Source organism: Streptomyces flaveus, from assembly GCF_014647675.1.
Taxonomy (GTDB): domain Bacteria; phylum Actinomycetota; class Actinomycetes; order Streptomycetales; family Streptomycetaceae; genus Streptomyces; species Streptomyces flaveus.
On the sequence record NZ_BMPQ01000015.1, the window covers coordinates 22,916 to 41,130 of the forward strand.

General features: G+C 69.6%; 17 protein-coding genes. 9 read left to right on the forward strand and 8 right to left on the reverse strand.

Going from position 1 to position 18,215, the window contains the following annotated elements:
- Entirely contained in the window at positions 1 to 909 is a 909-nt protein-coding gene (gene dapA, locus IEZ21_RS26560; RefSeq protein WP_189324409.1) for a 4-hydroxy-tetrahydrodipicolinate synthase, read from the reverse strand.
- 161 nt (positions 910 to 1,070) lie between these two features.
- On the opposite strand from dapA, the gene IEZ21_RS48475 reads away from it, so the two are divergent.
- The 5 genes from IEZ21_RS48475 to IEZ21_RS26580 all read left to right on the forward strand — a co-directional run bounded on the left by IEZ21_RS48475 (position 1,071) and on the right by IEZ21_RS26580 (position 3,746).
- Positions 1,071 to 1,202, forward strand: a complete 132-nt coding sequence (locus tag IEZ21_RS48475; RefSeq protein WP_281193003.1) for a hypothetical protein — start codon at positions 1,071 to 1,073, stop codon at positions 1,200 to 1,202.
- Positions 1,199 to 1,876 carry a hypothetical protein gene (locus IEZ21_RS26565; protein WP_189324410.1) on the forward strand — a complete coding sequence of 226 codons (678 nt, stop codon included), beginning with the start codon at positions 1,199 to 1,201 and terminating at the stop codon, positions 1,874 to 1,876. The genes IEZ21_RS48475 and IEZ21_RS26565 overlap by 4 nt, the downstream gene beginning before the upstream one ends.
- Positions 1,877 to 1,929: 53 nt before the next feature.
- Positions 1,930 to 2,343, forward strand: coding sequence for a phage holin family protein (locus IEZ21_RS26570; RefSeq protein ID WP_373302304.1), 414 nt, complete (start codon positions 1,930 to 1,932; stop codon positions 2,341 to 2,343).
- Positions 2,340 to 2,945 (forward strand): DUF3618 domain-containing protein, encoded by a 606-nt coding sequence (locus IEZ21_RS26575; RefSeq protein WP_189324411.1) that lies wholly within the window; start codon positions 2,340 to 2,342, stop codon positions 2,943 to 2,945. Before IEZ21_RS26570 ends, IEZ21_RS26575 begins: the two co-directional genes overlap by 4 nt.
- 93 nt (positions 2,946 to 3,038) lie before the next feature.
- A complete protein-coding gene (locus tag IEZ21_RS26580) occupies positions 3,039 to 3,746 on the forward strand; it encodes an antibiotic biosynthesis monooxygenase (protein ID WP_189324412.1) in 708 nt (235 codons plus the stop codon).
- Positions 3,747 to 3,908: 162 nt separating this feature from the next.
- Here IEZ21_RS26580 and IEZ21_RS26585 read toward each other — a convergent pair whose 3' ends face one another.
- The 5 genes from IEZ21_RS26585 to IEZ21_RS26605 all read right to left on the reverse strand — a co-directional run bounded on the left by IEZ21_RS26585 (position 3,909) and on the right by IEZ21_RS26605 (position 9,012).
- Complete coding sequence (locus tag IEZ21_RS26585) at positions 3,909 to 5,009, reverse strand: PDR/VanB family oxidoreductase (RefSeq protein WP_189324413.1); 1,101 nt, start codon at positions 5,007 to 5,009, stop codon at positions 3,909 to 3,911.
- A gap of 23 nt (positions 5,010 to 5,032) precedes the next feature.
- Complete coding sequence (locus tag IEZ21_RS26590; RefSeq protein ID WP_189324414.1) at positions 5,033 to 5,944, reverse strand: metal-dependent hydrolase; 912 nt, start codon at positions 5,942 to 5,944, stop codon at positions 5,033 to 5,035.
- 74 nt (positions 5,945 to 6,018) lie between these two features.
- Entirely contained in the window at positions 6,019 to 6,951 is a 933-nt protein-coding gene (locus IEZ21_RS26595) for an alpha/beta fold hydrolase (protein WP_189324415.1), read from the reverse strand.
- Complete coding sequence (locus IEZ21_RS26600) at positions 6,948 to 8,084, reverse strand: MBL fold metallo-hydrolase (protein WP_189324416.1); 1,137 nt, start codon at positions 8,082 to 8,084, stop codon at positions 6,948 to 6,950. The genes IEZ21_RS26595 and IEZ21_RS26600 overlap by 4 nt, the downstream gene beginning before the upstream one ends.
- 4 nt (positions 8,085 to 8,088) lie before the next feature.
- Positions 8,089 to 9,012 carry an SDR family oxidoreductase gene (locus IEZ21_RS26605; protein ID WP_213089362.1) on the reverse strand — a complete coding sequence of 308 codons (924 nt, stop codon included), beginning with the start codon at positions 9,010 to 9,012 and terminating at the stop codon, positions 8,089 to 8,091.
- A 152-nt stretch (positions 9,013 to 9,164) separates the two neighbouring features.
- Between IEZ21_RS26605 and IEZ21_RS26610 the strand changes: the two genes are divergently transcribed.
- Positions 9,165 to 9,806, forward strand: coding sequence for a TetR/AcrR family transcriptional regulator (locus IEZ21_RS26610; protein WP_189324417.1), 642 nt, complete (start codon positions 9,165 to 9,167; stop codon positions 9,804 to 9,806).
- A 100-nt stretch (positions 9,807 to 9,906) separates the two neighbouring features.
- On the opposite strand, the gene IEZ21_RS26615 is transcribed toward IEZ21_RS26610, so the two are convergent.
- Positions 9,907 to 11,739, reverse strand: coding sequence for a DUF8508 domain-containing protein (locus IEZ21_RS26615; protein ID WP_189324418.1), 1,833 nt, complete (start codon positions 11,737 to 11,739; stop codon positions 9,907 to 9,909).
- A gap of 297 nt (positions 11,740 to 12,036) precedes the next feature.
- On the opposite strand from IEZ21_RS26615, the gene IEZ21_RS26620 reads away from it, so the two are divergent.
- Positions 12,037 to 13,464 carry a hypothetical protein gene (locus IEZ21_RS26620; RefSeq protein ID WP_189324419.1) on the forward strand — a complete coding sequence of 476 codons (1,428 nt, stop codon included), beginning with the start codon at positions 12,037 to 12,039 and terminating at the stop codon, positions 13,462 to 13,464.
- 8 nt (positions 13,465 to 13,472) lie between these two features.
- Here IEZ21_RS26620 and IEZ21_RS26625 read toward each other — a convergent pair whose 3' ends face one another.
- Positions 13,473 to 13,826, reverse strand: coding sequence for a hypothetical protein (locus IEZ21_RS26625; protein ID WP_189324561.1), 354 nt, complete (start codon positions 13,824 to 13,826; stop codon positions 13,473 to 13,475).
- Between the two features lie 229 nt (positions 13,827 to 14,055).
- On the opposite strand from IEZ21_RS26625, the gene IEZ21_RS26630 reads away from it, so the two are divergent.
- Both IEZ21_RS26630 and IEZ21_RS26635 read left to right on the forward strand, forming a co-directional pair.
- Positions 14,056 to 15,522 (forward strand): alkaline phosphatase PhoX, encoded by a 1,467-nt coding sequence (locus tag IEZ21_RS26630; protein WP_189324420.1) that lies wholly within the window; start codon positions 14,056 to 14,058, stop codon positions 15,520 to 15,522.
- Positions 15,523 to 16,008: 486 nt separating this feature from the next.
- Positions 16,009 to 17,592 carry a TROVE domain-containing protein gene (locus IEZ21_RS26635; protein WP_189324421.1) on the forward strand — a complete coding sequence of 528 codons (1,584 nt, stop codon included), beginning with the start codon at positions 16,009 to 16,011 and terminating at the stop codon, positions 17,590 to 17,592.
- The last annotated feature ends 623 nt before the right edge of the window (positions 17,593 to 18,215 follow it).

Below are 18,215 nucleotides of genomic sequence, written 5' to 3' on the forward strand. Positions count from 1 at the left end.
TCAGGTGGCCACGAGCCGCTCGTACGCCGCCAGCAGCCCGTCGACCGTCTCGCGGCCGGCGGGCCGCAGCGGTGCGCGCACCGGACCGGACGGCAGGCCGAGGGCGGTGAGCAGGGCCTTCGCCGTGACCGTGCCGGGCAGGCCGGATGCCATCATCAACTCGATGAGAGGGATGGCGTGGCGCTGACGCCGGGCGGCTTCCGCGGTGTCTCCCGCGTCGAACGCGTCCAGGATGCCCCGGAGTTGGCGGGGTACGGCGTTGGCGACGGTGCTGATGTAGCCGGCGCCGCCGACCGCGTACAGCGGCAGGATGAACTCCTCGCAGCCCGTGTAGTACGCGAGGTCCGTGCGGGCCAGTACCTTCTGGGTGCCGAGCAGGTCGTACGCGCAGTCCTTGACGGCCACGATCCGCGGATGCGCGGCGAGGCGCAGCATGGTCTCCGGTTCGATGCGGGTGGCGGTGCGGCCCGGGATGTCGTACAGCGCGAGCGGCAGCCCGGAGGCGTCCGCGATCTCCCGGAAGTGGGCCTCGAGGGCTTCCTGGGGCGGCTTGCTGTAGTAGGGCGAGACCACCAACAGGCCGTCCGCGCCCGCCTTTTCGGCCTCCTGGGCCAGCTCGATCGTGTGCCGTGTGTCGGAGGTCCCGACGCCCGCCACCACCGCGGCCCGCCCTCCGACCGCCTCGACCACGGCCCGTACGAGCGCGGCCTTCTCGGAGTCCGTCGTGGTCGGCGACTCCCCGGTCGTCCCCGACAGCACAAGACCCTCGCATCCGTCCGCGACCAGCCGCTCGGCCAGCGCCTGCGCCCCGTCCGGATCGAGCAGCCCGTCCTCGGTGAAGGGGGTGATCATCGCGCAGAGGGCGCGGCCGAAGGGCCGGGCTGAGGTCTTGGCAGAGGGTGTGGTCATGCCCGTAGTTTCGGCATCGCGACTCTGAAGCTCCACTTAATTCTTCTACGAGATATCCATAAGGAACGCTGTGCGGTGAGCGAACGGGCGCTCTAGGAAGTCGGCGCCGTTTGAGTCACCATGGCGGGAACGGTAGTTGGTGATCGGTCACGGGAGGCGTTATGAGGCTGGGTAAGGCGCTCGCCACCGGAGTCGCGGAGGAGCAGCCGCGCGTGGACGAGGACGAGCTTCAACTCGCTGAGGAAATCGAGGAGTTGGAGCCCGCCGCCGAAGAGGTTCCGGTCGCGCGATGAGATGGCGGCTCCCCGAGGAACGTCCGGCGGAGCCGCCCACCGGATTCAAGATCGCCCACCCGATGCTGTCGCAGGACGGCAGCCGGGCCGGGTTCACCGGTGTGTCGCTGGGCGGCGCGCTGCCGTACGGGGTGCTCGACGAGGCCCACTGCGTGTACGGGCTGCGGCACCGGGCACCCCATCGTCGCTGCGACTGCGGTTTCCACTGCGTGCACGACCGTACGGCGGCGGAGGCGATGCTGTGCACCGCCGAGCACCGGACCGCCGTGCTCCTCGAGGTGGCGGTCCTCGGCGCGTACATCCGCTTCGAGCTCGGGTTCCGTTACGCCCGGCAGCGGGTCCGTACCGCCACGGTCGGCCCCTGTAGCTGCGGCTCCGTGGCCGTGGCGCTGGCCGACGCCGGATGGGGCAGGCCCGGCTGGCGGGCGCTGGCGGCGAGCTGCGCCGGATGCGTACGCGGTCGTCCGTCCGTATCCCTGGCGACCTTCGCGCGGCTGGGCGGAGAGGGGCTGCGGGTCCGGGCCGGGGGAGGTGCCGCACCGTCCGGTGGTGATCTGCCCGAAGGGCTCGGCGTGTCCGAGCTGACCGCCGAGGCCGCGCTGCTGCAGGCCCGGCTCGACTGGTTCCAGACCCAGCTGGCACGGCTCGGCCAACCCGGGGCCGACCAGGGGTAGCGACGGCTCGGCGGGGTACTCGGGCGTCCCGAGACGAGAGGAGGCGGGGCGTCGTGACCGAGACCATGCAGCGGCGGCCGGAGGAACACCACTCGGTGGGTGACCTCGTCGGACAGGCCACCGAACAGCTCTCCGAACTCGTACGGCAGGAAGTACGGCTCGCGAAAGAGGAACTGGCGCAGAAGGGCAAGCGCGCGGGACGCGGCGGCGGTCTCCTCGGCGCGGCGGGCGCGGTCGGATATGTCGGCGTGATGGCGCTGGCCGGCACGGGCGTCGCCGCGCTGTCCCTGGTGCTGTCCGTGTGGGCGTCGGCGCTCATCGTCACGGCCGTGCTTTTCGTGATCGCAGCCGTCCTGGGCGTCACCGGCCGCGCGCAACTGCGCCGTGCCACGCCGCCCATGCCTGCGGAGACCCTCGAAAGCGTCCGGGCCGACGTCGACACAATCAAGGAAAGGGCGCATCGATGAACCAGCGGAAGGGCAGGGACGCCGAGGGAGCCGCCAAGGCGGCCCGTGGCGCCAAGGGGCCGGAGGAACTGCGAGAGCAGATCACGCAGACCCGCGAGCAACTCGGCGAAACCGTCGAGGAGTTGGCCGCCAAAGCCGATGTGCGGGCTCGCGCCCGGGCGCGGCGCGCCGAGCTCAAGGGTAAGGCGTCCGAGGCCGGACATGCCGTACAGGACAAGGCGGCACAGGCCGGACACGTGGCGCAGGAGAAGGCCGCGCACGCCCGGCATGTGGCTCAGGAGAAGGCGGCCCATGCCCGGCATGTGGCCCAGGAGAAGGCGGCCGACGCCGGACACCGGGCGCAGGAGAAGGTCGGGCACACCGGGCACACCGTGCAGAGCAAGGCGACCCACGCCGGGCACGTCGTGCAGGAGAACGTGCCGCAGCCCGTCCGTAACGCCGCGACCACCGTCGTTCAGACCGGCCGACGGCATCCCAGGCCGGTACTGATCGCCGGAGCCGCTGCCGTGATCGCGGTGGGGATCCTGCGGCGGCGGTCGTCCACCAGCGGGCCCAGTCACCGCGGCTACCGAGGCCGACCCGGTCATCGCGGTCGCCGCTGAACAGGATCACAGCCTCCGCTCTTGACCTGAACTTTGGTTGAGGTCAGAGGGTGGGTGGTGCTCGCACCGAGTACCGAATCACTGGAGGCTGTGATGACGCGCCGTACCGACGCGCACCCCGACCTGACCCGCCCCGAGGTGAAAGCCCCGTTCTTCAGCACCTGGCGGGTGGGGACGCCCGAGCGGCAGAAGGAGACCGTCGAGGCGATCGCCTCGACCTGGGAGAGCAGGCCCTGGCCGATCGAGGGCCTGCTCGGCTATTACGTCTACACCGGGCACGACGGCACGACGCTGCTGCACCACTCACAGTGGGCCGACGAGCAGGCGTACGAGGCGTTCACGAAGGCGCACCGGCAAGAGCGCGTCGACGAGATCGACACCGCAGTGCCCGGGATCGAGCGGGTGGCCCTCGGACGGTACCGGCACTACCGCAGCGGTACCCGCCCCGAGGCCGAGCGGCGCGTGCCGGGCTGCATCGTGATCGTCGACGTCGAGTTCGAGGGGCCGGACCCCGACCGGCAGCGCGCCTGGGTGGACGCCGTGTTCGAGGCCCTGGAGAGCGAGCCGAACCAGCACCCCGGCGGGATCTCCGCCCACTTCCACCTGAGCACGGACGGCACGAGGGTCCTCAACTACGCGGAGTGGGAGAGCGCCCAGCACCACATCGATGCCCTGGCCGCCCCCGGCGAGGGCATCGGCTCGGCCACCGAACTGTGGAAGCGCGTACAGACCTGGCCAGGGCTGACGGAGAGCGGCGGCGTGAGCCGCTACGAGTACGCCCTCGGCCTCGTCCCGGAGTGACTCCTTGCGCACCGCATCGGGCATACCCGCACCGCATCGGGCGTAGCCGGCCCACACCGTCTCACCGAGAGCTTGAACCGTCTGGACAAAAAAGTTTTCGGTCCCGATGCCGCCGAGGTTCCTCGCGGCGACGGCCGCGCTCTACGGGAGCTCGGCCGTCGCTCACACCTCCAGCACCAGCCGCTCTCCTTCCGGTGCACGCGAGACGCAGGGCAGCATGGCGCCGGCCGCACGTTCGGTGGCGGTGAGCCGGCGGTCACGGTGATCGACATGGCCATGGGCCACCCGTACCCGGCAGGTGCCGCAAAACCCCTGACGGCAGGAGAACGGCAGGTCCGGCAGGGCCTCGTGGAGAACATCCAGGGCGGAGCGGTCGTACGGCACTGGCAGAACCCGTCCGGTGTCGCCCAGCTGGAGTTCGAAGGGACGGCCGTCCGTGATCGGGGCCGGGGCGAAACGCTCGAAGTGCAGGGCTGACGCGCGGCTACCATCGAACGCGCGCCGCACGCCGTCGATCATGGGCGCGGGTCCGCAGCAGTACACCGCACCCGCCGCCGGGATCGAGCTCAACAGATCGGCTGCTTCGGGCACGCCGGACTCGTCGTCAGGACGGATGGAGACCCGGCCAGGGGCTGCGGCTGCGAGTTCGGCCAGCTCTGCCGCGAAGGGCATCGAGCTGCGGCTGCGGCCGGTGTGCACGAGCCTCCAGTCCAGCCCGCGTCGGGCGGCTTCCCGAGCCATCGGCAGGATCGGGGTGATTCCGATGCCACCCGCGATGAGCAGGATGGATGCTTCGGCGGCGAAGGGGAAGGCGTTCCGGGGCCCGGTGATGGCGACCCGCATACCGTCTCCGAGGGCGTCGTGCACCTCGGCCGAACCGCCTCCGCCGTCGGCGATGCGGCGCACCGCGATTCGGTACCGGTACCGGTCGGCAGGGTCGCCGCACAGGGAGTACTGCCGCTTGCGGCCGGAGGGCAGGTGCAGTTCGATGTGGGCGCCGGGCTGCCAGGGCGGGAGTATTCCCCCGTCGGGTGCTGCCAGCCGCAGGGAGACGACATCCTCGGCCTCTTGGTGCTTGGTGGTGACCACCAGTTCCCGGATCGCGGGCGTCTCGGTGGCCGGCGGGCGCCCATGAGGAGTGCTGCGCCGCGCGAGGCGAGTGACCGCGTTGTCGCTGAAAGCCGCCAGCCTCTGCATGAAGGAGTCGCTGCGCGGCCTGCCGTACAGGTCCGGCGGCCGAGTGACGGGGGTGCTGATGTCCATGGGATGCCTTGCTGGTTGCCGGGTCACTGGGCAGCCGCTCGGGCAGCGGGGGACGCCGCCAGGTAGGCGACCGCCTGCTGAGTCGAGCCCTCCTGGGTCGGGTGGTAGCCGGGGCGGAAGTAGCGCAGCACCGAGCGGGCGAACGCGCCCGGCCGGGGCAACAGCTCCTTGCGGGCCGCGGCCAGGTAGTCGCGGAAGCGGACCTTGACCCGGTCGTCGAGTTCGGGGTCGGCACTCATCAGGAAGCGGACTCCGCGGATCCACAGCCGGGTCAGCACCGGAGCGGTGACGAGCATGCCGCCCACTCGGCGCCGGTACCGGGGATCGAGGTGCACCAGCAGGTCGAACGCGACCGAACGGTGTTCGACCTCCTCCGCGCCGTGCCAGCGGAACAGATCGAGCATCGCGGGGTCCGCACCGGCCTGGTCCAGGTGCCCGTTGCTGAGGATCCAGTGACCCATGTACGCGGTGAAGTGCTCGAAGGCCGCTATGAGGGCGAGCCGTTGGAGGAGATGCGCGTGTGTGGCGGCCGGCGTCAGCTCCGGCCGGTCTCCGAGCACCCTTCGGAAGATCCATTCGGACTGCAGGGTGTACGGAGCCGGGTCAAGACCCTTGGTGAGCAGGTGCTCCAGGACCTCCTGGTGCGCCTCGGCGTGCGTCGCCTCCTGGCCTATGAAGCCGCGTACGTCCTCGCGCAGCCGGTCATCGGTGATCAGTGGCAGTGCCTGCTCGAAGGTGCGCACGAACCAGCGTTCCAGCTCGGGGAGCATGAGGTGGAGCACATCGAAGGTGTGGGTCGCGAAGGGCTCACCCGGCAGCCAGTGCAGCGGGGTGGCGCTCCAGTCGAAGGTGACGTCCCGGGGTTGCAGCACCAGGTCGTGGTGGTCGATGGGCTCGGACGGACGCTCCGGGTGGGCATGTGCGGCTCGGAACATGACAGGTTCCTCCTCCGTCGGCGATCGGTGTGTGGGAAGGGGCGGTCAGGCAGTCGTCCACTACTGCCGGTCTGTCAGATCGGGTGCGCGGTGTGGTCCGGACTGTGGCGGGAGCCGTCATCGACGCGGTGGGCGAATTCCGCGATCCGGGACGCGATCTCCTCGGGGTGGCTGAGCTGTACCCAGTGCCCGGCGTCGATCGGGCGCCGTTGTATCTGGCTCGTCCAGTGCTCCACTCCGTACGACAGCACCGGGGTGACGCAGAAGTCGCGGGTGGGGATGACGAGTTGAACCGGGACGGTGGTCGGCCGGTCCCGGGGACGCAGCAGGCGGGGCAGCATGTTGGCGCGGTACAGCGCGGTGCCCGTCACGGCGTCGCGGGCCAGCGTCGGCGCGGGGTAGGGGGTGTGCCCGGGCACGCCTTGGGAGCCGGTGAGGAAGGCGCGCCAGCGGTGTCCCAGTGCTCTCCAGGTCAGGGCGGGCAGGAGCGGCAGATGAAAGTAGGCGATGTACCAGGACCGTACGGCCTGCCGCAGCAGCTTCGGCAGATCCGGATGCCGCGGCCGAAGGCGGGCCCGGATCAAGTGGCCTACGTGGTCCAGGCAGGGTCCGGAGATGGAGGTGAACGAGGCGATCCGCCCGGCCAGGCGGGTGCCGGTGACCGACTCCCAGGAGTGGATCGATCCCCAGTCGTGTCCGACCAGGTGCACCGGGCGGTCGGGGCTCACGGCGTCGAGAACCGCCTCCAGGTCGGCTTCCAGGCGGGACATCCGGTAGGCGCGCAGACCCCTGGGGCGGTGGGAGGCACCGGCTCCCCGCACGTCGAAGGCGGTGACGTGGAAGCGGTCGGCCAGGCGCTCGGCGACGGGGTGCCACACGGCGCTGGTGTCCGGATAGCCGTGGACCAGCACCACCGGAGGATCCGTGGACGCTCCCCACTGGTAGGCGGCCAACTCCACGCCGTCCACGCCGTCCGTGGCGATCCGGCGGGCGGCCGGGCCGGTCACCGGCCACCACCGGCAGGGGTCAGTTCGCCGTAGTTCAGACCGCCGTGGACGAAGCTGGGCAGCACCGGCCACTGCCGCTTGAAGGGGGCCAGCTCCGAGGAGGGCAGGATCTGCAGCCAGCGCGGATCGCGCCGGCTGGGGCCGGCGAGGGTCTTCTCCTTGACCATGGAGTCGTACTGGTCGAGAGAGTCCTCCAGGGTGTTGGCGTTGGGCACCACCTCACGGCCGTAGAACGCGGCGTGGCGGCGCACCCCGGGGATGCGGGAGAGCTCGGGCTGCCAGTTGTCGGCCGAGATGCCGTTCTCGGAGGAGACCCACACCCCGTCGGGGGTGTTCAGCACCAGGGAGTGGTTGCCGTCCGTATGGCCGGGGGTCCACAACAGGCTGACACCGACACCGAGTTCGACATCGCCGTCGAAGGCGGTGACGCGCTCGTCCGGTACCCCGTCCATGCCTCCGTCGACGTACCAGGCCCACTGCATCGGGTGCGTCGATTCGAAGGTGCCCAGCTCCCTGCGGTGCACCAACAACTTGGCGCGCGGGAACAGCGCTTCGCGGGGCGCCCGTTCGCCGGGAATGGTGCTGGTACTTCCCATGATCATGCGCACGTCCTGGACGTGCAGGTGGTCGAAGCTGACGAAGTCCACGTCCTCGGGACGCAGACCGCAGGAGGGCAGGACGGTGTTCGGGTCCTGGTAGAAGCGGGCGAAGACGTGCTCGGTGAGAAAGTCCCCCGCCAGGCGCTTGAGCTGGGCGTAGAACGGCGCTTGAGCCGTTCCGGCGGCGACGGTCGGCTCCCAGACCAGTGTTTTCGGCTCACCGTCGAAGCCGTCGAACTGCACGACGAGCATCCGGTTGACGATGCTCACGAACGGGTTGACGGCGAGCGCGGCGCCGTGGAAGCCGAACCGGGTCGGGTACGGGGCGGCGGCGATGTCGAAACTGCGGACGGCGTGGATACGGCCCTGCTGGACGAACCGCTCACGGTAGGTGGCCGCGGCGCTGCGCACGGCGCGCAGCCGGTCACCGCGAGGCCATACGTCGTGGACACCTTCGAATTCGGGGATGGGACGCAAAGCGGCGGCGTCCTGGGCCTTCTTCGCGCTGGGCGCCGGCTTGGGCGTGGTGGTCACGGGCTCATCCTTCGGGCAGACGGGCGGTCCGGGTGCGCTGCTCGTAAGCCGCGCGGACCGACCGGTCGGACAGGGCGGCGAGCTGGTTAGGGACAAGGAGGTGATGCAGGGCGTCGCGGGCACGGCCCGGCAGCACCGCGGCCAACCGGGTCAGGGCGGCTACCTGGCGTGGAACGAAGACCTCGAACCGCGGGCGCAGCACGACGTCGAGCACCGCGTCGGCCACCTGATCTGTCGTCAGGCGCCGGGTGGGGCCGGTCGCGGTGCCCACGGCCAGTTCGGTGTCCACGACGCCGGGCATCACCAAGGACACGTGCACGCCGGTGCCGCGCAGTTCGGCGCGGACGGCTGTGCTGTAGCCGTGGACGGCGTGCTTCGTCGCCGCGTAGGTCGCCTCGCCGGCCGGGGCGACCTTGCTGGCGGCGGAGGCGATGTTCACGACGTGGCCGCGACCGCGTTTCCGCATCCCCGGGATCATGAGTTTCATCCCACGCAGTACGCCGTGGACGTTGACGTCGAACTGGCGCAGGGCGGCTTCCTCCGGTTCCTCCTCGAAGGGGCCCACCCACATGATTCCGGCGTTGTTGATCAGTACGTCGATCGGCCCCAGCTGGGTCTCAACGGTGCGCAGGAAGTCATCGAAGGAATGTGTGTCGGTGACGTCGAGAGACAGCCCGAGCAGTCGGCCACCGGGATGCGCGCCGATGGCACCGGCTGTCTCCCTGGCGAGCTCCGCGTCGAGATCGCCGATCGCCACGACGGCTCCGGCCGCGGCGAGCCGGGCTGCGACGGCACGCCCGATTCCGCGGCCCGCCCCGGTGACCGCGATCACTCGGCCGGTCAGCGGTTGTGTACGGGAGAACCTGTCGCGGTCACGGTCGCGGTCTCTTCGGCTGAACTTGTCCGGGTACCTGGGCGGTGCTGCCACGGTCGAGCCCCTTCCTTGCCCTGAGCATGAGCGGAACGCCGAGCGGCGAGCGGCCCCCATGCATGTCTGACACGACGCCATGTCAGATGAACTGACAAGCTAGAGTGTCAGTTCAGAGCACACCGGTGTCAACACCTCTGCGAAGGGGAGACATGACGGGCACACAGACCGCCGGGCGGCGCTACGGCGGACGCGATGCGGCGCAGCGGCAGCAGGAGCGCCGCACCCGCCTCATCCAGGCGGGTCTCGAGATGTTCGGCACGGCCGGATACGCCTCGGTCTCCGTCAAGCAGGTGTGCTCGCACGCAGGACTGACCGAGCGCTACTTCTACGAGTCGTTCCGCGACCGCGAAGACCTTCTCGCCGGGGTCTACAACGAGCTGATCGCTACGATCGCAGCCGAAACCGCGCAGGCCGCAGCCGCTGCCGCACCCGATGTCGACACCCAACTGCGCGCCGGACTCGAGGTGTTCATCCGCACACTGGCCGGCGACGCCCGCAAGGCCCGCCTGGTGCTCATCGAGGTCGTGGGCGCCAGCCCTCGCCTCGAAGTGCGCCGCCGTGAGGTCCTGCACGAATTCGCCGCACTGATCGCCGCCGTCGTCGCACCGCCCCCTGACCCGGAAGCCTCCTCCAACCGGCTCACCATGACCGCGATGAGCCTGGTCGGCGGAGTCAACGAACTCCTCGTGGACTGGACGCTCGGCCACCAGAACGCCACCGTCGAAGAACTGATCGACCTGTGCCACACCCTGTTCATCGCGGCCTACCGAACCATCAGCGATCAGCCCTGATCACGCAGGCCCGGATTCCTTTACGGGCGTATGCGCGAGGTGGAAAGGGAACGAGCCCGGCCCCCCGGACGACGGGGCCGGGCTCGTCCGCGCACAGAAGCTACGGCCTGAACCGGAGCACCTGCGGGTCGTGGTCGCTGATCTGGTCGGCGAACTCCGCGTTGATGTGCACGCTGTCGTAGCTGAAGTCGCCGTCCTTACGGATCGACCGGCTGATCAGGATCTGGTCGAGGACCTGGCTGTTGCCCTGGAAGTCATAGCTGTAACGCTCGCTCTCCGGCAGGGACTTGATGGCCGGGTAGAGGACGCCGTCGTCCTCCAGGAGCTTGGTCGTCTCCGAGAACTCGAAGTCGTTGATGTCGCCGAGCGTGACGACGGACGCCTTCTTCTCCGCCGCGAGGATGTCCTTGACGAAGGCGTTCACCGACTTCGCCTGGAGGTGGCGCTGGGTCTCCGAGGAGCGGACCGGCGGCTGGTTCTGGGAGTGCAGCGCCTGGTCGCCGCCCTTCGACGCGAAGTGGTTCGCGATCAAGAACACGGTCTTGCCGCGGAAGACGAACTCGCCCACCAGCGGCTTGCGGCTGTTCTTCCACGCCTCGGCCGCCGGGTCGATACGGCCCGGGGACGCCGTGAGAGCCGCCTTGCCGTTCGCCTTCGTGACGCCCACAGCGGTCGTCGCGTCGCCGCCCGCCCGGTCGGTGAAGGAGACGCGCTCCGGGTTGAAGAGGAACACCTGGCGTATGTTGCCGCCCGGCTCACCGCCGTCCGCGAGGTCGACCGGGTCGATGGACCGCCACTCGTAGGCCGGGCCGCCCGCCGCGGTGATCGCGTCGGTCAGCTTGCGCATCGTCTCGTCGGCGGCGACCGTGCCGTCCTTCTTCGCGCCGTTGTTGTCCTGGATCTCTTCCAGGGCCACGATGTCGGGCGACTGCAGGTTCTTCACGATCGCGGCGGCGTGATCGGCGAAGGAGTCGTCCGTCGGGTCGAGGTTCTCGACGTTGTACGTCGCCACCGCCAGCTCGTTCCGCGACTGCTTACGGGTCGTCTCGCGCTCAAGGCCGCCCTCGGCGACCGTGCCCAGGGTGCGGGCGGTCAGCGTGTAGCCGCCGAACTGCGTGTAGTCGAGCGGGCCCTCGGTGGTGCCCTTCAGGGTGTCGCCGACGTTCGCCGTCGGGAACGGCTGCGTGGCGGTCGGGATCAGCGACTGGATCTGCAGTCGGCCGGCGTTCTGCGAGTCGTACGAGCCGTAGACGGTGCCGCCGCGGCGGGTCGGGTTCTCCCACGGCTTCACCGTCACCCACAGCTCGGAGAACGGGTCGGTGGCGGTGACCACGCGCGAGGAGCCGATCTTGACGTTCATGCCCTCCAGGGACTCGTACAGGTCGAGGGCGTACTTTCGCGGCTTCAAGGGGAGCCCGTTGACCGAGCCGTTCGCGCCCTCGTCGCCGGTCGGCGCGTACTTGCGGGGTACCGAATGGCCGCTGATGGTCGTGGCCTTCGGGAGGGCGTTGCCGCTCGACTCCACGGTCACCGTCGGCTTGGTGATCTCCGTGACCGACTGGTTGCCCGAGGACGTACCACCCGGCACGAACTCCGTGACGGTGCCCGAGACCTTCACCGAGTCCCCGACGGCGACCTTCGGCGTGGAGCTGGTGAAGACGAAGATTCCTTCGCTGGTGGCCGGGTTCTTGTCCGCGGCCGGGTCCTGGATCCAGAAGCCACGGGACGAACCGTAGGTCCGTACGCCGGTCACGATGCCGGTCACGTCCGTGACCTGCTGGCCCGCGAGCGGGGATGTCCGGGTGCTGCCCTGGATGTCGTGGACGGCCACGGCTTCCGCCTGGGCGGAGCCGGTGAACACCACGGCGGTGGCGGTGGAACAGACGACGGCGACGGTGAGCGCGGCTATGCGCGCGGAAGACTTGCTGGGCAACGGAATCCCTCCGGGGACGTGCGTGAGCGCCGGGACGAGGGTGGTGCAAGAGGCTGGTGGATCTGATGGAGCCTGAGGAGCAATAGGGCTCTACGCGCGTCAATCTCGTGTGTGGCCAGGTTACTTGTCAAGGTTTCAGCCATGTACGGGTTCTGACAGGTTCATGAACCAGGCCGCATGGGTTGAAATCCGTCTAGGCTGAGGACGCGGTCAGGGGCGGCCGGAGCGCGACGTCCGGAACGGCCGCCCGACCCCTGTATGTGTGCACGTCTGTACGTCCGAGGAGAGAACCAGCCGATGTCAGACAGCTCCACCCTGCCGCCGGTGCGGCTGACGTCCGAAGCGGAACTCGCGCGGGACGCACTCGCCACACCGCTGCTCTCCCGTGCCGTACGCCTCGCCCGCTGGGCCGGTCCGGACACCCGGGTCGGAGCCGGTGGCGAACTCGTCGAGGAGCAACTGCCGGGCGCCGCCGCTGAACTCGGCCTCGAAGGGGAGGACGCCGCCGCCTACGCGAGCGAGGCCTGGCGGGTGGCCGTGGACACCGGGCTCGTCGAGATCGTGGACGAGGAGGAGGGGACGGTCGCCAAGGGCGCCGAACTGGCACTCGTCACCTCGGGTGCGCCGGCCGACGTGCTGGGCCTGTGGCTCGGCGCCCTGGACACGGTGCTCGCCGACGCCAGCGTGCCCGACCTCGACGACCTCATGACCGCCATGGACGCGGACGGCGAGATCGACTTCGCCGCCCTGGACTGGGACCCGGACGCGGAGGCCGACTTCCTCGACGGCGTGCTCGGCAACCTCTACCTGCTGACCGTCAGCGAGGAGGGACCCGGCGACAGCCCGGTACCGCTGCCCGCGCTCGCCGCCTCGATGGTCGTACCGGACGACATGGCGGAACCCACGAACGACGTCCTGGAGCAGGTGTCGGACGCGATGATGCGGCTCGACGACCAGTTCCGGCTCCTGGAGCCGGCCGGACTCGTCGACTTCCAGCCCGTCGACGAGAGGCTGATGACCGACCCCGACGAGGAGCCCGCCACGCCGTCCGACGAGACGGACATCTCGCGGTACGGAATGGTGCGCCTCACCCCGCTCGGCCTCTACGGCATCCGGACCCGACTCCAGGAGGGCGGGCTCTCCGCCCCGGCGGTCGGTGACCTCGCCGACAAGGGCGCGGACGCCCTGCTCGACGGCACCTCCACCTTCCCGCCCGCAGCGGCACAGGCCGAGACCGAGCAGTGGCTCGCCCGGCGCGAACCCCTCGCCGCCGCACGGGAGTTGCTCGCCGCGGCCCGCGGCTCCGACCCGGGCGCACCGCTGCGGCGGCTGCTCTGCCAGCAGGCCCTGTCGCTCGTCGGTACGGAGGCCTCGGGGGCCCTGCGCGAAGTGCTCGACGACCCCGAGCTGGGCGGGCTCGCCCGGGTGTGGCTCACCGAGCGGGGCGCCCCGGACGTGCCCGCACCCTCCGAGGACTTGGTCTTCTGGCTGACCGTCGACACGATCGCCGCGCAGCTGGCGGCGGAGGGCAACTCCGAGGAACTCCAGGCCCTGGTGCAGGGACTCGCGGCCCAGCACAGCAACTTCTTCGACGCCGCCTGGCGCGTCGACCACCCGGCCACGCCGGACGTCCTGGAGGCCATGGGACGGCTCCACCCGGACAAGAAGGTCGCCAAGGAGGCCCGTAAGGCGGCGTTCAAGGCGCGGTCGCAGCAAGGGGGTTGAGGCGGCTGTCAGGGGGTGGGTTCCGGGGACTCATGAGCCCCCTGTGACTGCCTCTGCTCGGTCTCGTCCCGCGCCCCGGCCTGAGTCTCGCTCTGCGCCCCGGCCTGGGTCTCGACCGCTTCGGCCTGTGTCTCGTCCTGCGTCTCACCGCCGCCCATCGGAAGCACGCGTACGGGTACGCCTTCGAGCTCGTCCGGAATCACGTCCTCGGGCCGGAGGCTGTCGTCGGCCACCTCGTGGGTGACGAAGACGACGATCACGTCCTCGCCCGAGCTCTCGTCCTGTCCGATGCCGACCCCGGTCACATGAGCCAGCCTCATCAGCCGGTCCTCGTGAAGGCGGCGCGCCTTACGTGCGTCCACTGCGGCTCGCCTCCCACGGGGCGTGCGGATGGTTGCTGTCTATTTTACGGAGATTCTTCCGATCATTCGTTCGCAAACCAGGATTCCTGGGCCGTATGGGTGGCGCCTTGGCCCGCGATTGTCGGTCCGCGTTCAACCGGCGTTCAGTCACAGGCGGAACGGTGTGGCAGAGGTCGGTAACCGGCCACCCTCCACGGTCCCACTCCACCGTCACAGGAGAACAGACAGCATGTCGCTCACTCGTAGGGACTTCGCCAGACGGTCCGCGATCACCGGCGCCGGTGTCGCCCTGGTCGGCAGCGTCGGCGCCTTCGCCACCGCGCCCGGCGCCCTCGCGGCCCAGGACGCCGAGACCATGGGGGACGACGCGGAAGCGGGAGACGCCGCGGAACGCCCGGGCGGCGGCGTCGGCTACGGCCCGCTCCTCCCCGACCCCGAGGGCATCCTCGCGCTGCCCGCCGGATTCTCGTACCGCGTCCTCACCTACAGCGGCAAGACCAAGCTGGAGTCCGGCGAGACCACCCCCTCCAACCACGACGGCACGGCCGCCTTCCCGGGCCCCCGCGGCACGACCCTCCTCGTCAACAACCACGAGCTCAAGGGCCCGCGCGCCAACTGGGACCACCCGGTGCCCCTCACTAAGGGCCTCGTCTACGACCCGGCCGCGTCCGGTGGCTGCACGGTCGTCGAGGTGCGCCCCGGCGGCCAGGTCGCCGAGTGGGTCGGTATCGCCGGCACCTCCACCAACTGTGCGGGCGGCAGCACCCCTTGGGGCACCTGGCTCACCTGCGAGGAGAACTCCGACCGGGCCGGCCAGAACGGCATGACCAAGGACCACGGCTACGTCTTCGAGGTCGACCCCCGCGACCGCCGCGCCAACCGGAACCCCAAGCCCCTGAAGTTCTTCGGCCGTTACGACCACGAGGCCGTCGTCATCGACCCCAAGCGGGGCCACGCCTACCTCACCGAGGACGACGACGAGCCCAACGGCCTCTTCTTCCGCTGGGTCCCGCCGAAGGGATTCACCTACGGCCGCGGCAAGTTCCGCACCCTCGCCGACGACGCCGGCGTCCTTCAGGCCCCCAAGTGCTATGACTCCGGCGGCCGTTACGTGGACGACCTGTCCCGCGCCACGAAGATCGGCACCGTGTACGGCGTCGACTGGGTCGACGTACCCGACCGCGACGCCAAGACGGTCGCGGTGCGCAAACAGTTCGACGAGGGCGAGGTCACCCGCGCCCGCAAGCTCGAAGGCATGTGGTGGGGCGACGGCGGCGCGTACATCGTGTCCTCGTACGCCCGTGACGAGAGCCCCGTCCAGCACGACGGCCAGGTCTGGTTCTACGACCCCAAGCGCCGCACGCTGACCCTCAAGGTCCTCCTCGGCGTGAACCCGGACCCGTCCGAGGACGGCGCCTTCGACGGCCCGGACAACATCACCGTCTCCCCTTACGGTGGCATCGTCCTCGCCGAGGACGGCGAGGGTATCTCGCACCTCTTCGGCGCGACGGACAGCGGCCGTACGTACCCCATCGCCCGCAATGATCTCAACGTCGGCACCGAAGAGGAGCCGGAATACAGCGAGTTCGCCGGCGTCACCTTCTCGCCCGACGGCAAGACCCTGTACGCCAACATCCAGAAGCCGGGCATTCTGCTCGCGATCACCGGACCCTGGAAGCGCCAGAAGCGCGGCTGATTAATTCATTGGCCCGGCCCGCGGTACGCCTCCTACAGTGATGCATGTCCAGGTGCGAAGGCAGGACCTACTTCCACTGATAATGGGGCGGCCGCGGGTTCGAGTCCCGCCACCGGTACAACGCGCCGGTGTAGCTCAGGGGTTAGAGCACCTACGTCGGTTCCGCCGGCCTTGAACTCTGGACACCACAATTTCATGCATGTCACGCACCTCCCGGTGCGCAGGTTGCGGCTACTTCTCTTCCAAAGAATCCACGCCGCCGCCGACTTGATCTCGGGAGGCGCAGCAAATGGTGTGTGCCCGGTGCGCAGGCAACGGTTACTTCTGGGATCAGAGGGTTGCGGGTTCGAGTCCCGTCATCGACTTAGGGTCGGTGTAGCTCAATTGGCAGAGCTTCTGGCTGTTCCGTCGCCGACTCCTGACCTCGGGCACATTCCATTTGTTGCGCCTCCCCTTGGAAAATCAATGAATTCGGGGGAATTCACCATGGCGCGTTTCAACACCAAGTCCACCAAGGCGCAGCCCACTTCTCGCGTGACGTCGACCGGGCGCGTTCTGCGTACCCACCAGGGCGGCCGGGGCCAGGAGCGTGACGCACGCTCCGAGCTCTTTCTCCTCTCGATCGCCAACTTCGTTGCGCAGCAGACCTTTTATGAGTCCGGCGAGGCCCGCGACGACCGGTTCGCCGCGCTCGTACGCCGGCTCGCCGTCGAGGACCCGGAGTGGACCGCGGGCCTGCTCGGCTGGCTGCGCGGCGAGGGCAACCTCCGTACGGCCTCGATCGTGGGCGCCGCCGAGTACGTGAAGGCGTGTCTCGACGCGGGTGCGACGGAAGGCCCGTCCAACCGGCAGGTCATCGACTCCGTGCTGCGCCGTCCCGACGAGCCCGGCGAGCTGCTCGCGTACTGGACTTCGCGGTACGGCCGGGCCATCCCGAAGCCCGTGAAGCGTGGCGTCGCCGACGCTGTACGCCGCCTCTACAGCGCCAAGTCGCTCCTGAAGTACGACACGGCGTCCAAGGGCTACCGCTTCGGCGACATCCTGAACCTGGTGCACGCCGCGCCGGATCCTCAGAAGCCGTGGCAGGGCGAGCTGTTCCAGTACGCCCTCGACCGCCGGCACAACCCGGACACGGCAGTGGTGCCCAAGTCGCTGCCCGTACTGGCGGCCCACCGTGACCTGATGGCACTGCGGCCCGCCAAGCGGCGCAGGGTCGTGACCGGTGCGGGCGGCGCGCAGCGCCTCGCGGACGCGGGCATCACCTGGGAGGCGCTGGCCGGCTGGCTCCAGGGCCCGATGGACAAGGCGGCCTGGGAGGCCGTGATCCCGTCCATGGGCGCGATGGCGCTGGTCCGCAACCTGCGGAACTTCGACGAGGCGGGTGTCTCGGACGAGGTGGCAGCTCGGGTCGCCGCCAAGATCAGCGATCCGGCGGAGGTGGCGCGCTCGCGGCAGTTCCCGTTCCGCTACCTCGCCGCGTACCAGCACGCGCCGTCGCTGCGCTGGTCGTACCCGCTGGAGCAGGCACTCGGCCACTCGCTGGCCAACGTGCCCGCACTGCCGGGCCGCACGCTGGTACTGGTCGACCGCTCGGGCTCGATGTTCTACTCGCGCCTTTCCGACCGCTCGGAGCTGAACCGGGCGGACGCCGCGGCGATCTTCGGCACGGCGCTCGCGCTGCGGGCGGCGGACGCGGATCTCGTCGAGTTCGGTACGAGCAGCAATCGGGTGCGGTTCCGCAAGGGCGAGTCCGTACTGAAGGTGCTCGACCGCTTCGGCGACCTCGGCGGCACCAACACCACCGAGGCGGTGCGCAAGCACTACAAGAAGCACGACCGCGTACTGATCGTCACGGACGAGCAGGCCATGTACAGCAACTACGGGGACCCGACCGAGCAGGTACCGGCGAACGTGCCGGTCTACACCTGGAACCTTGCCGGATACCAGGCGGGCCATGGCCCGTCCGGGAAGGGGAACCGCCACGTGTTCGGCGGGCTCTCGGACGCGGCGTTCCGGATGGTGCCGCTTCTTGAGTCGGCGCGGGATGCCGACTGGCCCTGGGTGGCCTGAGGGACGGTAAGGAAGCCTGTGGCCCGCACTTCGGTGCGGGCCACAGGCTTGTGCGGGCCGGCATGTGCTGCCGTACAGGCCTTGGCGTGGGCGGGGTGATTTCCGGTCAATTTCTGACGGGGGATGCCCACTTGACCCTCGATACCTTCACAACAAGCACACAGTTACTACCTAGTATCGGCACGGGTTTGCGCCTGCCTGATCGCGTGCCGTCGTGGGCGTTTTCGCGCCACGCCACTCCTGACTCCGAAGTCAACTCCTGTTCCGGACCGCTGACCTTGTGGCTATGGTGATCGCCGCGCGCCGCTGGTGGACCATGACCGCTCCGCCGTGGCGCACTCACACCAACCGGCGGCCGGGGGAACAGCGTCGCCACGGGGAGGGACACCATCCGCTGCTTCGGTCTCCGTACCGGGGCGGCGGGCTGAGCTTCACTCATCGCCTCCGTCTCCTCGGACGGGCACCCCCGCCTGCCTTCCTTCGCGATGAACGGATGCTCTGTTGCGCCCTGGAACGGGGTTCGTCATACCCAGAACACGAAGATCTGGATTCCTCACATCCGTCATCACGGGTGTCCTGGCCCTGGCCGTGCTGTTCGGCCTGGCCGTCCGTCCGGATCTGCT